The organism is Thalassospira sp. (genome assembly GCF_040218635.1).
Taxonomy (GTDB): domain Bacteria; phylum Pseudomonadota; class Alphaproteobacteria; order Rhodospirillales; family Thalassospiraceae; genus Thalassospira.
On sequence record NZ_JAVJRB010000011.1, the window covers coordinates 547,318 to 563,397 of the forward strand.

A 16,080-nucleotide genomic window follows, 5' to 3' on the forward strand; every position below is an offset into this window, starting at 1 on the left:
ACGCCGCCACATTTTGTACAGCAGACAAGCCAGACAGGACATCATGACCATTATCCAGATCATCTATTGGCTTGAACTGGCCGGAGTTGCTGTCTTTGCCATTACAGGTGCACTTGAAGCATCTCGCCGACAGATGGATGTCGTTGGTTTTGTCCTGATCGCGACCTTTACCGGAATTGGCGGCGGCACTGTCCGTGATGTGATTACCGGGGCAACGCCGGTTTTCTGGATCAAGGACCCGACCTGGCTTGTGACCTGTATCGGGGCTGCGATCTTTACCTATTTCACCGCCCATCTGGTTGAACGGCGCTACGTTGCCCTGATTTGGCTTGATGCGCTGGGACTGTCCCTGTTTGGTGTCACCGGGGCAGCGATTGGCCTTAACCTTGGCGTTTCACCATTGGTTGCCATCATTCTTGGCATGATCACCGCAACATTTGGCGGCATGGTGCGTGACGTTGTCTGTAATGAAATTCCACTTATCCTGCGGCCGGAAATTTACATCAGCTGCGCATTATTGGGCGCCAGCATCTATGTGCTTGGCACCGCCATTCTGGAATTGCCGCGTGGTCCGGTTGGCGCAATCGCATTCTTTGCGTCATTCATACTGCGCGCCAGCGCGATCAAGTTCCGCATCAGCTTCCCGGTTTATAAAGCCCGCCCCGGTCGTGAATATTAACTTTCAGACCTTAGGCTGAACAAATAACCAACGGATTTCACATGCTTCAGAATTAAAATAAGGCGGACGTTATGACGCATGAAGGCACCGGTGGATCGATGAATACGGATAGCTCGAAAACAGCCGAAGAACTGTTTGAACTCGCCACAATTGCGCAGAAAACAGGCCGTCTGGAAGATGCTAAAGCACTGTATAAGTCGGTCCTTGGTAAAGATCCGAAACATGTGGATGCTTTGCATTACCTTGGCTTATGCCTACGTCAGCAGAATGCCTTGTCAGACGCCGCCGGCTATATTCAAAGGTCGCTGGAAATAAACCCGAACAATCCGTCGGCACAAAATAGTCTTGGGGCCACACTTTGTTCACTTAATCGGTTCGACGAAGCTGAAATACATTTTCAGGCCGCGATAAAGCAGAAACCTGACAATGTAGAAGCCTACCGAAATCTGGGATTAATTTGTTTTAACCGGCAGAAATTTTCTGAGGCAATTGGCTATTTTCAAACCGCCCTTTCGCATGCACCCAAGCACGTTGAAGTCTTGAAATCCTATGGAAATGCTTTGCTCCATATGGATCAACCAGACAAGGCGCTTTTGATTTTCGAAAAGGCACTTTCGATCAATGCCAGAGATGCCAATCTGCAAACCGATACTGGCATCGCATTTCAGTTCCAGAACCGTTTTCGCGAGGCAATGGAATTCAATAGCCTCGCAATCTGTATCGAACCGGGTGAAAACCGCCACTGGGCAGCCTTTTGTGCATGTATTAACGGGTTACTCCCGACACCTGCTGGCAATGTGGAAGACAAGCTTGAAATCATAATGGCGAAAGGTGATCACGCCCCGCATGACCTTATGATGCCGATCGCAGGCGCCTTATTCCATAAGCCTGCCTTTCGCGAGATCATTAGTCGATATGCCCGACATGTCACCGCAGAAACAATCCCTGTTGCAACGATATCAAAAGATATCAACCAACTTGTGCAAATGCCTTTGCTGCTGCGACTGCTTTCAGACTACCCGGTTACCAATATTCTGATCGAAAAAGTTCTCACAACCTTACGACAGCATATCTTGCTTAGCTCTACTCCAATTGACGAGATCAAGATTCCGTTTGTTTGCGCCCTTGCCCTGCAATGCTTCAATACGGAATATACTTATCTCGTTTCACAAGAAGAAGAAACGCAACTAGAAAAACTGAAACAGCATCTTCGCGACGAAATTAACGAAGGTCATTCAGTCGACCCTGCCAAACTCGCATTGCTTGGCTGTTACGAACCACTCTTTAAGGTATTTGAAGCCAACGATTTCTTAGACAGCGCTTTTTCACCAGACATGGAAAAAGTGCTTACCCGGCAAGTTCGAGAACCATGTGAAGAACAATCAATACGCAACAGCATTCCTGATTGGACAGGAAGCTCAAACGACGTTTCCAAAGCCGTCCGTTCCCAATATGAAGAAAACCCGTATCCACGCTGGATTCATACGACGACGGTCACCAATCCAAGATCCGTTTCTGAATGCCTCCAATCAGCGCCACTAAACATGAATTTGGCAGATTACAAAGCCCCTGCTTCCCCTGAGATTCTTGTTGCCGGATGCGGGACCGGGCAACACGCGCTTCAACCTGCAACGCGCCTTTCCAATGCGCGCGTTACAGCAATAGACCTAAGCACAAGCAGCCTTGCCTATGCGCAACGCCAAAGTAAAAAACTTGGTGTCACCAACATAGAATTTGGTCGTGCAGACATCCTTGAGCTTTCCGCCTTGAACCGAAGCTTTGACGTCGTCGAATGTGTTGGCGTTTTGCATCATCTGGAAGACCCTATGGCGGGTTGGCAAGTTTTGACCAAGCTGCTTCGTCCAGGTGGACTCATGAAAATTGGTCTATATAGCGAACTTGCACGCAAAGATGTCGTCGCAGGCCGACAAATTGTCAAAGAACAAGGTTTCTCCGCAACGACCGACGATATGCGCAAGTGTCGACAGTTTGTGATTGAAGAGGCTACCAAAGGAAACCCGGACTTGCAGCAGCTAAGCCGTCGCAGCGATTTCTTCAGCCTGAGCGCATTTCGCGACTTGATCTTTCATGTGCAAGAACACCGGTTCAGCCTTCCGATGGTCCAAAAGCATCTTGAAAAGCTACAGCTTGAATTTCTGGATTTTGAGATGGCCTTCGCCGGCGATCTGATCAGGTTCAGGGACTCAATTTCCGGCCGGCCATCAAATGAAAAGCTTCTGCTTTGGCACGATTACGAAACACAGCGCCCGGACACCTTCCGCGGCATGTATCAGTTCTGGTGCAGAAAACCGGCAAATTGACAACAAACCACCGACCTACTCGACGATCAACTGAACCCGGTCGCTTGAAAAGGCAGTCACGCCGTATTCAATTGGCACGCCTGCAGAATCAACATCGACACTTTCGGTCGAGATCACCGGGCGGTTCTTGGCCTGTTTAAGCAGGCTTGCCACCCGTGAAGACGGCAAGGTGGCCGAAATGCGCGTGGTTTTACGGCTATAGTCATCAATCCCGAAACGCTTCAATGCCTCGGTCAGTGATTTGGTTTCCATGAAAATCTCGACAATGCCGTCAAATCGCCCCGCAGGCAGATAGCTTGTCGACACGGCAAGGGGCACGCCATCAGCTTCGGAAACGGAAAAAAGCTCGATCACACGCGTGCCGGGTTTAACATCAAGATGTTGCGCAACGGCGGCACTGGCTTTTAGCACTTCGTGCGACACCAATCTTTTGTCTGGCAAACGATGACGACCTGAAACGATCTGGGAAAACCGTGTTTTTGAACCCAGCGGATAATCAAGGATCTGTTCCTGTACAAAGGCACCGCGGCCCTGTTCGACCCGGACAACGTTCGAATCGACAAGTGCGGACATGGCGCGTCGCACTGTGTGGCGGTTTACCCCAAAGCGCCGGACCATTTCCATTTCGGTCGGCATCTTGTCACCGGGGGCAAACACACCTTCCGAGATGTCGCTTAGAAGCTGCTTTTCAATTTGCTTCCAGATAGATAGCCCCGGTTCCCAATCCATTACATTCCCCGTTCACAAAACTTTCACCGCAAGACCTTTGCCAAGGTCGATGGATCGTCTTATAACGTCAATATGTATAGATGTCTAGACAAATTTAACATTTGTCGAGTTGTAGGAAAGAAGGATCAGATTGATGACGGTGCAAACCGCCCCGACCGACCGGCCCGGCCAAGGTCAAAACCCAAATGAGACTACCGATGCAGCAACTGTCGCGCGGCAACGCTGGATGTCTGTTCTTGGCCGCACACCACGCATCACTCTTGAAACCCAGTGGTCTGCGCAATACGGCAACGAGAACTGGACCCATCTGCGTGAGCCCCAGATCGGTATGGTGATGGTTCGCGGTCGTGCCGGCGGGGCCGGACAACGTTTTAACCTTGGCGAAATGACCGTGACACGCTGTGCCGTCACATTATCAGACGGAACAGTCGGCCATTCCTATGTCAAAGGTCGCGACCGGGTGCAGGCGCAATATGCCGCCCTGTTTGACGCGATCATGTTGCGTGATGGATCGGCAAGCAATTTCATCGATGATCTGGCCGAAACACAGGCAAACGCCAAACGCGATCATGCCCGCAAGGTTGCCGCCACCAAAGTTGATTTCTTTACCCTTGTCCGCGGAGAAGACGAATGACCGTACAGCTCCAGACAACTGAAGTGCTCCCGGGTTTTGAACACGCAGCATTTGATTCAAACGCGGTATTTCGGATCCTGCTTGATGCCATGTCGCGTCCGGGCCGCATTTATGACCTGCCACTTACAATTGCGTCCCCTGACGGGTTGAACGCAACCACCACGGCAACCCTGCTTGCCATGGCCGACATGGACACCACCATCTGGCTGTCTCCATCCTGCGCGGGCAAACCGGCAACCAGTCATTTGAAATTCCATTGCGGCTGTCCGATTACAACCGACGTCACACAGGCTGATTTTGCCGTCGCAAAGATTGAGGACGATTTATCTTTCATCACCGATCTTTCGGTGGGGAATGCCGAATATCCCGATCAATCCGCCACTTTGATCCTGATGGTCGACGATATCACCAATGCCCCCTCCATGACGCTTATGGGTCCGGGCATCAAAGACAGCCATGATCTTGAGGTCAAAGGTCTTACGGCAGATTTCCATGCCTGGCGGGCCGATAACCATCATCTTTTCCCCTGCGGTGTTGATGTGATCTTCGCAAGTCCCACCAAGATCGCCGCCCTTTCGCGCACCACCAAGGTTGAGGTCAATTAATCATGTATGTTGCCGTTAAAGGTGGCGAACGTGCCATCAACAATGCCCACCGGTTGCTGGCAGAACAGCGCCGGGGCGATAAAGACGTCACGGAAATCCAAACCGTTCAGATCGAACAACAACTTTCACTGTCGGTAACGCGCGTTATGGCCGAAGGGTCGCTTTATGACCGCGATCTTGCCGCCCTTGCCATCAAACAGGGCCGCGGTGACTTGATCGAGGCCATCTTCCTGATGCGTGCCTATCGCACGACCTTGCCGCGCTTTGCCTTTTCAAAGCCGATCAAAACCGCAGAAATGGACATATCGCGCCGTATTTCCGCAACCTTTAAAGACCTTCCGGGTGGGCAGATTTTGGGCCCGACCTTTGACTATACCCACCGACTTTTGGACTTCACCCTGATGGCCAATGGCCAAGAACCGGCCGACGCACCAAGCGGTGATTTCCCGGTTGATGAAAACATGCCGCGTGTTCTGGATGACATCCTGAATTACGAAGGCCTGATTCAGGATGAACCGACCCCGGTTGATGAAAATGCCCCGGTTGCCGATCTAACCCGTGAACCGGTTAAGTTCCCGGCAGGTCGCGATTTGCGCCTGCAAAACCTGTCGCGTGGCGACGAAGGGTTTGTTCTGGCATTGGGGTATTCCACCCAGCGCGGCTATGCCAACAGCCACGCCTTTGTCGGTGAAATCCGCTATGGCACGGTGTCGGTGGAAATCGAGCCCGAAGAACTGGGCTTTGCGATTGATATTGGCGATATCGAACTGACCGAATGTGAAACGGTCAACAAGTTCAAAGGATCGAAAACCAAACTGCCGCAATTCACCCGTGGATACGGGCTTGTATTTGGTCAAAACGAACGCAAATCCATTTCGATGGCACTGGTTGACCGGGCCATGCGCGCCAATGAAATGGGCGAACAGATCATGGGTCCGGCACAGGATAGCGAGTTCGTTATGGAACACAGCGACAATGTGCAATCCACCGGCTTTGTCGAACATATCAAGCTGCCACACTATGTCGATTTCCAGGGTGAACTTGAACTGGTGCGCCGCATGCGGGCCGAAGTCGAAGAACGCCTTGCCAAGCTTGACGACGAAGACGCCAAATCCCAACCCAAAGCCGCGGAGTAACCCCATGGAACAAACTGCACATAGTCCGGCGGATCGGGCAACGGCCTATAATTTCGCCTATCTTGATGAACAAACAAAACGCATGATCCGGCGTGCACTGCTTAAAGCCGTTGCAATTCCGGGATATCAGGTGCCGTTCGCGGGCCGCGAAATGCCAATGCCCTATGGCTGGGGCACCGGTGGCGTTCAAGTGACTGCCGCCGTCATTGGCCCGAATGATACATTGAAGGTGATTGATCAGGGTGCAGATGACACCACCAATGCAGTATCAATCCGCCAGTTTTTTGCCAAGACCGCCAATGTTGCCACCACGGAAAAAACCGCCGAGGCATCGATCATTCAGACCCGTCACCGCATTCCGGAAAAGGAACTGCGCGAAGATCAGATTCTTGTCTATCAGGTGCCAATCCCTGAACCGCTTCGTTTTCTGGAGCCGCGTGAAACCGAAACGCGCAAAATGCACGCGCTTGAAGAATATGGCCTGATGCATGTGAAATTGTATGAAGACATCGCGCGTCATGGCCACATCGCCACCACCTATGCCTATCCGGTGATGGTTGATGATCGCTATGTCATGGATCCGTCCCCGACACCCAAATTCGACAACCCGAAAATGAACGATATGGCGGCCTTGCAGTTATTTGGTGCCGGGCGTGAAAAACGCATCTATGCCCTCCCACCTTACACCAAGGTCAAAAGCCTCGATTTCGAAGATCATCCGTTTGACGTCCAGACCTGGGAAGATGAATGCGGCATGTGCGGTGCGCGTGACAGTTACCTTGATGAAGTCATCCTCGATGACAAGGGCAACCGCATGTTTGTCTGTTCCGACACCGATTACTGCGCAGAACGCCAGGAAGCAGGCCATCGCGGCCCGCAACATCATGACCAACCCCTTGGCAGCTCCCAGAGCGGAAAGGCAGCAGAATAATGACCAGCATGAATGATCCGCTTCTGCGTGTTGACAACCTGACCATGATGTATGGCGATCGGGTTGGCTGTAAGGATGTCAGCTTTGAACTCCGTCCGGGTGAAGTTCTTGGCATTGTTGGAGAATCCGGTTCAGGCAAGTCAACTTTGCTGCGCAGCATTTCCGCCCAGCAGGAACCGACCAAAGGCGTTGTTGAATATCAAACCCGCATTGATGGCACCCGCGATGTCTATCAGATGTCCGAAGCCCAGCGCCGCCTTTTGATGCGCACCGACTGGGCGTTCGTGCATCAGAACCCGCGCGACGGTCTTCGGATGAATGTCAGTGCCGGGGCCAATATCGGTGAACGCCTGATGGCCATCGGCGATCGTCATTACGGCAATATTCGCCAAAATGCCGATAACTGGCTGGGCAAGGTCGAAATCGCGTCAGAACGTCTTGATGATTTGCCGTCAACTTTTTCGGGGGGAATGCAGCAACGTCTGCAAATTGCCCGCAACCTCGTAACCAGCCCGCGCCTCGTCTTCATGGACGAACCCACGGGTGGCCTGGATGTTTCTGTTCAGGCCAGATTGCTCGATCTGCTGCGCGGGCTGGTTCACGACCTTAATCTGGCGGTGATTATTGTGACCCATGATTTGGCGGTCGCACGTCTTCTGTCGCACCGGCTGATGGTGATGCAACAGGGCAAGGTCATTGAACATGGCCTGACCGATCAGGTCCTTGATGACCCGCAGCATGCCTATACCCAGCTGCTTGTTTCTTCCATTCTTCAGAATTAGACCGGGGCGCAGAAAATGTCTGAAATGCTTCATGCTCATAACGTCGCCAAAAGCTTTACGCTCCATACCCAAGGCAGCGTGACAATTCCGGTTTTTGAAGGCGTGGAATTTGGCCTGTCGGCCGGGGAATGCATCGCGCTGACCGGGGAATCCGGATCGGGAAAAAGTACCTTCATGCGCATGCTTTATGCCAATTACACATGTTCACAAGGCTCCATCAAGGTTCTTCATGATGGCGGCTGGCTTGACCTAACGACCGCCAACCCGCATTCGATCCTTGATGTTCGCAAACGCACATTGGGCTATGTCAGCCAGTTCTTGCGCGTGATCCCGCGTGTTCCGACCCTTGAAATTGTCGCTGAACCGCTTGTCGCATTGGGCACATCACGCGAAGCGGCGATGGACAAGGCGCGTGATCTTTTAACCCGCCTGCGTATCCCCGAACGTCTGTGGCAGCTTTCCCCATTGACCTTTTCCGGTGGGGAGCAGCAACGTGTGAACATTGCACGCGGCTTCATTGCCGATTATCCCATCATGCTGCTTGATGAACCGACCGCATCGCTTGACGCCCAAAATCGTGCCACTGTTCTGGAATTGATTGAAGAAGCCAAGAAACGCGGTGCTGCCATTGCCGGCATTTTCCATGACCACGAGACCCGTGATGCCGTTTGCACCGGGTCGTTTGATGTGACTTCGTTTAAAGTTGGGGCCAATGACTGAACAGATTTTTACCAACGCCAAACTTGTTCTGGCCAATGAAGTCATTGACGGTTCGGTTCAGGTCAAAGACGGCCTGATCACGGATGTTTCCGACCGGCCCTCGAACCTTCCGGGAGCGGAAGACATGGGCGGGGATTACCTCATGCCCGGTCTGGTCGAACTTCATACCGATAATCTCGACAAACACCTGACCCCGCGCCCCAAAACCCGCTGGCCCGCAACGGCCGCCGTGGTTGCCCATGACAATCAGGTTGCCAGTGCCGGGATCACAACGGTGTTTGATGCTGTATCGATTGGTGATGTCAATGAAGGGTCCGAGCGGATTGTTCGGTTGGTTGAATCGGTCGAGGCCCTTGGCCATGCCCAGGACAATGATCTTTTGCGTGCCGACCATAAATTGCATCTGCGCTGTGAAACATCTTTCCCCGGCATGATCGAGGCCCTTGGCAAACTTGTCGATATGCCATTGGTCAAAATGCTGTCGGTGATGGATCACACCCCGGGCCAACGCCAGTTTGTCAGTCTGGATGCCTATTACACCTATTATCAGGGGAAATACGGCCTCAGCGACGATGATATGCGCAAATTCATTGCGACGCGCAAACGCGATGCCGAACTTTATTCGGTAAAGCATCGCCGTCATGTTGTCGAAACCGCCCATGCCAAGGGTCTTGCCCTTGCAAGTCATGATGACGCGACGACGGCCCATGTCGCCGAGGCCGTTGAAGATAAAATGACCGTGGCAGAGTTCCCGACAACCCTTGAAGCTGCCAAGGCATCTCATGAAGGAGGGCTTGGCGTCATGATGGGCGGACCGAACCTTGTGCGTGGCGGATCTCATAGCGGCAATGTTGCCGCCGGTGATCTGGCCAAAAACGGCTATCTTGACATTATTTCCAGCGACTATGTCCCGCACAGCTTGCTGCATGGCGCGATGAAGCTGTTTGATGACTTTGACGGGTATGATTTACCCCGCGCCATTCGCACCATTTCCCTCAACCCGGCAACCCATGTTGGCCTGACCGATCGCGGCGAAATTGCGATTGGCAAACGCGGCGATCTGATCCGGGTGCATCATTCACCGCATCACCCGATCGTGCGCGGTGTCTGGCGTCAAGGCCGGCGCGTATCATGACGGGGCGCCATGCAAAAGATGGCGCCCTCCAATCTGGACTTCTTGTCCTCGTTGTCGGCCCCAGCGGGGTCGGCAAGGACACGCTTCTTGATGCAGCGCGCGATCGTCTGAGCAACACCCCCCATATTTGCTTTCCGCGCCGCTGCATCACCCGTCCAGCTGGCGCAATTGGGGAAGCCCATATTCCCGTAAGACCGGAAGATTTCGGTCAGATGGCACGACAAGGTGCCTTTCTGCTAAGCTGGAAGGCACATAGTCTGTGCTATGGCATTCCGCGCCATGTTCAGGATGATGTCGCATCGGGCAAGACCGTCATCGTCAATGTATCGCGCAGCGTGATTGACGATGCCCATAGTCTTGTCGGTCGGGACAATGTCCGGGTGGTCAGCATCCGCGCCAATATTGATGTGTTGCGCCAACGCCTTCATGCCCGCAGGCGTGAAGATGCCCTTGATATCGAACGCCGCTTGGCCCGTGCATCCGCCTATCATGTGGATGGCGACAATATCGTTCATGTCGATAATGACGGGGATTTGGAAACCGGGATTACGCGGTTCATCGAGGCTATTGAAATGCCCATGCCGATTGCCAATCGGGCGTAACGTCGGATCCGGGCCACTCTATTTCACAAAAAATGCTGCAGTGTTTTGCTGCAGCATTTTTGTTATCCCGTCAGGGCGAACCGGCTTAAAAGCCGGAAAGGTTTACCGCCCCCCGGATCACCAAACAGGCAGACATCCGCGATTGCAAATGGCTCTTTGCACAGTGGTGCGACAACCGGTTTAAGGGCGCTTTCAAACCGGTCGACCTGATCGGTTTCAAGCTTGTTGGTCAGGGTCAGGTGGAAACGGAATTCTTCCATCACATAAGGATAACCCCACCGGGTCAGATAAGCTTCCTGCCGATCTGTCAGCCCCACCGCACGGCGTTTATTCATCGCCGCTTCATCTTCTGGTTTCCGAAAATCATCAAGACCCCGGACCAAAGACGCCGCCAGACCACCCGATGGCGCAACCGGATCGGTCGGCACCAACGCCAAGAAACGCCCGATGGCTTTCAACATCAAAGGTCCGCACAAAACCGGCGAAACTTTTGCACAACATGTGTTGATCGCCGCTTCCAGATCAGAACGACTGTAACCGGGCCGCAGGGCAAAAGGGGGTTTTAGGGTGCCGTGGAAACCATACCGCACCGGCGATGTTGTCGCCGTGGCAATCTCGCCGGGATCAAGACCATCGACGTTCAGTCGCGCAACATCAGCACCACTGATGCAATCCCGGCCAAGCCAGGCATCCCCAAACTGCCCAAGAGCACTTTGCGGGTTTGGGGCAAAATAGATCGCGTAACGTTGAAAATCGGTCATGAAAACTCTTTGAAAGGCTGGCTTTGAACAACGTAAATGCAGTTTGGGAAGCCTGGTGATGCAACGCAACTTTGAAATTGATGAAAAATGCCGGAGGTCACTTTACCTCCGGCATATGTTTCAGCGCATCCACGAAATATGATCCCTTAGATCGTATCGTATTTCAGGCAAAATTCCCGGACTGGCAGGGCGCGAAAATCGTTCAGACTTTCGCGCAGCATTTCATGGTTCCAGTCCCACCATCGAATGCGCAACAGGGCATCGATGATATCGGCCTCAAACCGTGGTCGCAGCGGTGCGGCCGGAACACCCGTTACAATCGTGTAGGGGGCGACGTCTTTCGTCACCACCGCACCGGATCCAACGACCGATCCAATCCCGATCGTTACCCCGCCTTGAACAATCGCCCCGTGACCAATCCATACATCATGATCAAGCTTCACCCGCTTTTCCCGACGCCAGTCGAAAAAGCTTGGGTCATCGTCCCCAAGTTCATAGGCACTGGAACGATATTGAAAGTGATGCATCGATGCCCGGTCCATCGGATGTTGCCCCGGATTGATCCGGGTATGGGCCGCGATATTTACAAACTTGCCAATGTCGGAATAGATGATTTCGCTGTCATTCACGACATAGGAATAATCATCCATTTTTGTTTCCCGGACCGAGGTACGCGGACCAACTTCGGTCCACATCCCCATGTCGCAATCTACTACGATGGCCGTCTGATCAATGGTCGGTTCTTGTGACAGTGCCTTCATGGCCGGTTTGGCCTGCGTGATATGAAAGCCCATGGATCAGGTCACCAGTTTACGCAGACGCTGTGAAACCATATCGAGCAAACTGACCGAAATGATGATGATGATCATGACAGCAGCCGTTTCCGCATAATAGAACCCGCGGATATATTCCCACAGAACCATGCCGATACCACCCGCACCAACGATGCCAAGAACGGTTGCCGAACGGACATTGGATTCAAACCGATAAAGCGAATAGGAAATCCAAAGTGGCAAGACCTGCGGGATAACGCCAAAGATCACTTCCTGCAGCGCGTTGGCACCGGTTGCCCGAATACCTTCAACCGGTTCAGGGTCAATGGCCTCAACCGCCTCGGAAAACAGTTTGGCCAAAACACCGGTTGTATGAATCCAAAGCGCAAGAACACCGGCAAACGGACCAAGACCGACGGCCACCACGAACAGCATGGCAAAGACCATTTCGTTGATCGCGCGGAAGGAATCCATCAGGCGACGTACCGGCTGATATACCCAGACCGGGACGATATTTTCCGAACTTAGAATGCCAAACGGAATGGAACAGACGATGGACAATGCCGTTCCCCAGATCGCGATCTGGATGGTGATCCACATTTCTTCGACATACATCTTCCACATCAGAAAATCAGGTGGGAAGAAGCCATCGGCAAAGTCGACCATGTTGCCGCTGTTTTCAATCAGCGACATCGGGCGCATATCCGCCCCTTCCCATGACCAGGCCAGAAGGCCAAGAACAATCGCCCAAAGCAGGAAGCTCATTGCCGACCGTTTAAGGTCACGCGGCGGAAGTTCCGTTGCGGCAGATGATGCGGAAGATATGCTGCTATTCATCGTGTTAATCCCGGATGGTAAATGCAAACAGGGAGCGCACTTGTGGTGCACTCCCTGTCGAAAGGCCGATTACTGGTAAGAAACCAGAACGTCGAGTTCAGCCAGTTTCTTGTCAATCTCAGCAACACGCTCTGCTTTTTCTTCAGCAGAAAGCTCTTCGGTGTTCTGGATTTTCAACTTGTCTTTGAACAGGGCAAGCTGACGGATCGGGTAAAGCTGCGCGTTGGAGCTTTCCATGAATTTACCCATGCCATCCTGAATACCCGACAGAACTTTTTCCGCAGCAACCGTGTCGCCCATACGGCCGTAACCAAGGAAGAACGCCTTGATTTCGGATTTCAGGTCACGCGACATGTCTTTACGATAAACCATCGGGTCAGACGGGATCAGCGGCGAGGTCCAGATAACACGAACTTTATCGGTAACTTCCGGTTTGACCATCTTGGTACGTGCAAGCTGCTCGGAATTGTTGGCAGCAACATCAACCTGACTGTTGGCAGTCGCCATCAGGTTGGTTTCGTGGTTCGCGTTACGAACGGTTTTGAAGCATTCTTTCGGGTCAACACCGTTTTTGGCGAACACATAGTAAGACGGAACCAGGAAGCCCGAGGTCGAGTTCGGATCACCAATACCGAAATTCAGCGAACCATCACATTTGAGCATGTCTTCAAGGGTTTTGACCTTGTCGTTACTTGCCTGGGTGATGATGTGGGAAAAATAGCCGTCAGTGCCATCTGCCTTCGTCGTCTGAACGAAAACTTCACCGCCTGCACGGTCAACAGCTTCCATTGCCGACTTGTTGCCGAACCAGCCAACGTGAACCTTGCCAAAACGCATGCCTTCGATGATACCGGCATAATCTGGTGCGAAGAATGCCTCGATTTCCATACCGAGTGCTTCTTCCATGTCGTCAATCATCGGCTGCCATTGGGCTTTCAGATTGGAACTGGACTCAGTCGAGATGAAACCGAAAACGAGGGTTTCCGGGTCTTTTTCAAGCGGCTTGAATTCAACATCGGCTTTGGCAACAACAGATGCCAGCATCGTGGCTGCAAATGCTGCGGATGCAATTGTCTTAACGTTCATAAGAAGTCCCCTGTCAGATTTGGTTAGACATGATTTCAAAGAGGTAAGGCAGTCATGAAAACTGGCCCGGCTAGCTCATTGCTTTAGCCAGTGCCTTTTCTGCGACGGCTTCCTTCACCGGCATGTCGGTGTCATCAGAACCATCCGCAAAAAGCTCGGAAGAATATTCGCCGTAAAGTTCGTGCAGGAATTCCGGCGTCAACTGGGTTGAAGGCCCGTCAAATACGACTTCACCATCGCGCATGGCGATGGTGCGTTTGCAGTAATCCTTGGCGTAATCAACCTGATGAAGAGAAACGATAACGGTCACGTTGTCTTCGCGGTTTACGCGATCAAGTGTGTTCATCACCTTGCGCGAGGATGCCGGGTCAAGCGACGCAATCGGCTCATCCGCAAGGATCAGACGCGCACCCTGTGTGATGGTCCGCGCAATCGCCGCACGCTGTTGCTGACCACCGGAGAGATTACGGGCCTTTTTGCTGGCATGGCCATCAATGCCCACACGATGAAGTGCGTTCATCGCGCGCATTTTTTCCGCCTTGGTAAACAGGCAAAGTGACCCGCGCCATGACGGCACACGGCCCAACAGGCCCATCAGCACATTGGTCATAACCGTCAAACGGCTTACAAGGTTGAATTGTTGGAAAACAACGCCAATTTCCGCCCGGACTTTGCGTGCCCCGCGGGAAATTTTGCCGTTTTCCTGAATGGTTTCGCCAAACACGACAATTTTGCCGCCATCACGATCGCCACGCAGCAAACCTGCAATGTGACGGATAAGCGTGGATTTTCCTGAACCCGATGCACCAATCAGCGCCACCATTTCGCCTTCCCGCACCTGCAGCTTGACGCCATTCAGCGCACGCTTGTCACGGGTAAAGCTTTTGTTCAGTCCAGAGATATCTACAACCAGCATCAAAGAATCGCCTGCATGTGTTTCGCTGGAAGATGAAACTACGCATGAACGGCGACTCTACGATGACATTGATGTTACAGTTCGATGATTAAGGGGGATCAATTTGCCGGACAACAATTAAACTTGTCTATACATCAAGTATTTCTATAAATATTTAAATGCATTATTCAAATAACAATTGTAACAAAACACGGTAATCTCAAAAATACTATGTCAAAACATTCACAATTTAAACGCAGAAGCAAATTGCACACCCGATTTCGAGTGCACATTGCAAACTTTTTACCTTGAAAATGAGATATTACTTAATTTCTTCGATTGCTGCGATCACATCGTCTTCGACTTCTATTCCATCCGCTTCCGCCGCAAGACGTGCCAACTTCCCCCGACGCCCCGGAAGACGAACGCCCTCTTCCGCAGCAAGTTCGTTGGCAATTTCAGCAAGATGTTCACTCACCCCCGGCCCGCCCGATGCAGCGGGATCAATTGCAATGATCATTTGCCCCAATGCCGGTGGCTTGCCTTTATCATCGAACAATGACGATGACTGATGACCAAACTGTGCACCCGTCAGTCCGGCAGCAAGAAGTTCAACCATCATGGCAAGCGCAGCACCCTTTACCCCGCCCGCAGGAACCATTGTGCCGTCCAATGCCTTGACCGGGTCCGTTGTTGGATTGCCATCCGGGTCGAACGCCCAGTCATCAGGAATGGCCACGCCCTTTTGCTTGGCTGCCATGATCTTGCCCCGCGCCACTTTTGACAGCGCCAAATCAATAATGATCGGATCACCGGCAGTACCGACCGGCACACCAAAGGCAATCGGATTGGTGCCAAACATTGGTCGCCGCCCGCCCCATGCCGCCATCGCGGCCGGCGCATTGGCAAACATCATCGCGGCCAGACCCTGTTGCGCAAGACGCTCCACCGTCAGGCCCATCACCCCCGCATGATGCGACTTATATATAGAGGCAATCGCAATCCCCTGCTTGCGGGCCATATCGGGTAAGTGATCCATCATCAGATCAAGTGCCGGATAGGCAAACCCATGCTGCGCATCAATCCGCAAAACACCCGGTGCGGGCTTTTCCGCCTGCGGCACGGCAACCCCGTCAACTTTACCAGCCCGGGCTTGCGCGGAATATGCCGGAACGCGCCTGAAACCATGCCCGCCCTGCCCGGATGCCTCAGCCGCAACCAGCGCGGTTGCAACCGAGGCCGCGTTATCCTGACTTACATTGCAGCGCATCAAGGTTTTGCTGACAAGCGCGTGGGCATCAGACAGGGAAATCTTCATCGTGACGGGACCTTGGTTTGGATAATGCGGGATTTTGGCAAAGGATGGCAGGTGGATCAGGGCCTGTTGCAAACATAGTCCCATGACCGGCCATCAGGCAAAGATGTTTTCATCTGCGCCTTCGGTTTCACACCAC

At 52.7% G+C, this 16,080-nt stretch carries 17 protein-coding genes; 10 read left to right on the top strand and 7 right to left on the bottom strand.

The window, feature by feature from the left end; genetic code table 11:
* The first annotated feature begins 43 nt into the window (after positions 1 to 43).
* Together RIC05_RS13730 and RIC05_RS13735 are read left to right on the top strand one after the other, a co-directional pair.
* Positions 44 to 679 (top strand): trimeric intracellular cation channel family protein, encoded by a 636-nt coding sequence (locus tag RIC05_RS13730; protein ID WP_350048106.1) that lies wholly within the window; start codon positions 44 to 46, stop codon positions 677 to 679.
* Between the two features lie 71 nt (positions 680 to 750).
* Positions 751 to 3,000 carry a tetratricopeptide repeat protein gene (locus tag RIC05_RS13735; RefSeq protein WP_350048104.1) on the top strand — a complete coding sequence of 750 codons (2,250 nt, stop codon included), beginning with the start codon at positions 751 to 753 and terminating at the stop codon, positions 2,998 to 3,000.
* A 15-nt stretch (positions 3,001 to 3,015) separates the two neighbouring features.
* Here RIC05_RS13735 and phnF read toward each other — a convergent pair whose 3' ends face one another.
* Entirely contained in the window at positions 3,016 to 3,729 is a 714-nt protein-coding gene (gene phnF, locus RIC05_RS13740) for a phosphonate metabolism transcriptional regulator PhnF (RefSeq protein ID WP_350048102.1), read from the bottom strand.
* 133 nt (positions 3,730 to 3,862) lie between these two features.
* On the opposite strand from phnF, the gene phnG reads away from it, so the two are divergent.
* From phnG to phnN, 8 genes are read left to right on the top strand one after another with little or no spacing between them, the layout of a single operon-like run.
* Positions 3,863 to 4,363 carry a phosphonate C-P lyase system protein PhnG gene (gene phnG, locus RIC05_RS13745; RefSeq protein WP_350048100.1) on the top strand — a complete coding sequence of 167 codons (501 nt, stop codon included), beginning with the start codon at positions 3,863 to 3,865 and terminating at the stop codon, positions 4,361 to 4,363.
* Positions 4,360 to 4,968: a phosphonate C-P lyase system protein PhnH gene (gene phnH, locus RIC05_RS13750; protein WP_350048098.1), complete on the top strand. Its 609-nt coding sequence runs from the start codon at positions 4,360 to 4,362 to the stop codon at positions 4,966 to 4,968. The genes phnG and phnH overlap by 4 nt, the downstream gene beginning before the upstream one ends.
* Positions 4,969 to 4,970: 2 nt before the next feature.
* On the top strand, positions 4,971 to 6,104 hold the full coding sequence (locus RIC05_RS13755; protein WP_350048096.1) for a carbon-phosphorus lyase complex subunit: 1,134 nt from the start codon (positions 4,971 to 4,973) through the stop codon (positions 6,102 to 6,104).
* Positions 6,105 to 6,108: 4 nt separating this feature from the next.
* Positions 6,109 to 7,035, top strand: coding sequence for an alpha-D-ribose 1-methylphosphonate 5-phosphate C-P-lyase PhnJ (locus RIC05_RS13760; RefSeq protein ID WP_350048094.1), 927 nt, complete (start codon positions 6,109 to 6,111; stop codon positions 7,033 to 7,035).
* Positions 7,035 to 7,817 (top strand): phosphonate C-P lyase system protein PhnK, encoded by a 783-nt coding sequence (gene phnK / locus RIC05_RS13765; RefSeq protein WP_350041223.1) that lies wholly within the window; start codon positions 7,035 to 7,037, stop codon positions 7,815 to 7,817. The genes RIC05_RS13760 and phnK overlap by 1 nt, the downstream gene beginning before the upstream one ends.
* A 15-nt stretch (positions 7,818 to 7,832) precedes the next feature.
* On the top strand, positions 7,833 to 8,537 hold the full coding sequence (gene phnL / locus RIC05_RS13770; RefSeq protein WP_350048092.1) for a phosphonate C-P lyase system protein PhnL: 705 nt from the start codon (positions 7,833 to 7,835) through the stop codon (positions 8,535 to 8,537).
* A complete protein-coding gene (locus tag RIC05_RS13775; RefSeq protein WP_350048090.1) occupies positions 8,530 to 9,672 on the top strand; it encodes an alpha-D-ribose 1-methylphosphonate 5-triphosphate diphosphatase in 1,143 nt (380 codons plus the stop codon). Before phnL ends, RIC05_RS13775 begins: the two co-directional genes overlap by 8 nt.
* The gene (gene phnN / locus RIC05_RS13780) at positions 9,669 to 10,274 is read left to right on the top strand and encodes a phosphonate metabolism protein/1,5-bisphosphokinase (PRPP-forming) PhnN (protein WP_350048088.1); all 606 of its coding nucleotides are present in this window, start codon (positions 9,669 to 9,671) and stop codon (positions 10,272 to 10,274) included. The genes RIC05_RS13775 and phnN overlap by 4 nt, the downstream gene beginning before the upstream one ends.
* 62 nt (positions 10,275 to 10,336) lie before the next feature.
* Here the strand turns inward: phnN and RIC05_RS13785 are convergent, their stop codons facing one another.
* The 6 genes from RIC05_RS13785 to RIC05_RS13810 all read right to left on the bottom strand — a co-directional run bounded on the left by RIC05_RS13785 (position 10,337) and on the right by RIC05_RS13810 (position 16,028).
* A complete protein-coding gene (locus tag RIC05_RS13785; protein ID WP_350048086.1) occupies positions 10,337 to 11,035 on the bottom strand; it encodes a DUF1045 domain-containing protein in 699 nt (232 codons plus the stop codon).
* Between the two features lie 146 nt (positions 11,036 to 11,181).
* Positions 11,182 to 11,829 carry an LbetaH domain-containing protein gene (locus RIC05_RS13790; protein WP_350048084.1) on the bottom strand — a complete coding sequence of 216 codons (648 nt, stop codon included), beginning with the start codon at positions 11,827 to 11,829 and terminating at the stop codon, positions 11,182 to 11,184.
* A gap of 3 nt (positions 11,830 to 11,832) precedes the next feature.
* The gene (phnE, locus tag RIC05_RS13795; protein ID WP_350041217.1) at positions 11,833 to 12,645 is read right to left on the bottom strand and encodes a phosphonate ABC transporter, permease protein PhnE; all 813 of its coding nucleotides are present in this window, start codon (positions 12,643 to 12,645) and stop codon (positions 11,833 to 11,835) included.
* 69 nt (positions 12,646 to 12,714) lie between these two features.
* Entirely contained in the window at positions 12,715 to 13,731 is a 1,017-nt protein-coding gene (gene phnD / locus RIC05_RS13800; protein WP_350041216.1) for a phosphonate ABC transporter substrate-binding protein, read from the bottom strand.
* A 70-nt stretch (positions 13,732 to 13,801) separates the two neighbouring features.
* Positions 13,802 to 14,647, bottom strand: a complete 846-nt coding sequence (gene phnC, locus RIC05_RS13805) for a phosphonate ABC transporter ATP-binding protein (protein WP_350041215.1) — start codon at positions 14,645 to 14,647, stop codon at positions 13,802 to 13,804.
* 301 nt (positions 14,648 to 14,948) lie between these two features.
* Complete coding sequence (locus tag RIC05_RS13810; protein ID WP_350048082.1) at positions 14,949 to 16,028, bottom strand: Ldh family oxidoreductase; 1,080 nt, start codon at positions 16,026 to 16,028, stop codon at positions 14,949 to 14,951.
* Positions 16,029 to 16,080: the final 52 nt, after the last annotated feature.

Coding starts and splice junctions, on each gene's coding strand:
- RIC05_RS13810 (WP_350048082.1), bottom strand. CDS start 16,028: ATGGGACTATGTTTGCAACAGGCCCTGATCCACCTGCCATCCTTTGCC.
- RIC05_RS13785 (WP_350048086.1), bottom strand. CDS start 11,035: ATGACCGATTTTCAACGTTACGCGATCTATTTTGCCCCAAACCCGCAA.
- RIC05_RS13730 (WP_350048106.1), top strand. CDS start 44: ATGACCATTATCCAGATCATCTATTGGCTTGAACTGGCCGGAGTTGCT.
- phnF (WP_350048102.1), bottom strand. CDS start 3,729: ATGGATTGGGAACCGGGGCTATCTATCTGGAAGCAAATTGAAAAGCAG.
- phnK (WP_350041223.1), top strand. CDS start 7,035: ATGACCAGCATGAATGATCCGCTTCTGCGTGTTGACAACCTGACCATG.
- RIC05_RS13775 (WP_350048090.1), top strand. CDS start 8,530: ATGACTGAACAGATTTTTACCAACGCCAAACTTGTTCTGGCCAATGAA.
- RIC05_RS13755 (WP_350048096.1), top strand. CDS start 4,971: ATGTATGTTGCCGTTAAAGGTGGCGAACGTGCCATCAACAATGCCCAC.
- phnC (WP_350041215.1), bottom strand. CDS start 14,647: ATGCTGGTTGTAGATATCTCTGGACTGAACAAAAGCTTTACCCGTGAC.
- phnG (WP_350048100.1), top strand. CDS start 3,863: ATGACGGTGCAAACCGCCCCGACCGACCGGCCCGGCCAAGGTCAAAAC.
- phnD (WP_350041216.1), bottom strand. CDS start 13,731: ATGAACGTTAAGACAATTGCATCCGCAGCATTTGCAGCCACGATGCTG.
- phnE (WP_350041217.1), bottom strand. CDS start 12,645: ATGAATAGCAGCATATCTTCCGCATCATCTGCCGCAACGGAACTTCCG.
- phnN (WP_350048088.1), top strand. CDS start 9,669: ATGACGGGGCGCCATGCAAAAGATGGCGCCCTCCAATCTGGACTTCTT.
- phnH (WP_350048098.1), top strand. CDS start 4,360: ATGACCGTACAGCTCCAGACAACTGAAGTGCTCCCGGGTTTTGAACAC.
- RIC05_RS13735 (WP_350048104.1), top strand. CDS start 751: ATGACGCATGAAGGCACCGGTGGATCGATGAATACGGATAGCTCGAAA.
- RIC05_RS13760 (WP_350048094.1), top strand. CDS start 6,109: ATGGAACAAACTGCACATAGTCCGGCGGATCGGGCAACGGCCTATAAT.
- RIC05_RS13790 (WP_350048084.1), bottom strand. CDS start 11,829: ATGGGCTTTCATATCACGCAGGCCAAACCGGCCATGAAGGCACTGTCA.
- phnL (WP_350048092.1), top strand. CDS start 7,833: ATGTCTGAAATGCTTCATGCTCATAACGTCGCCAAAAGCTTTACGCTC.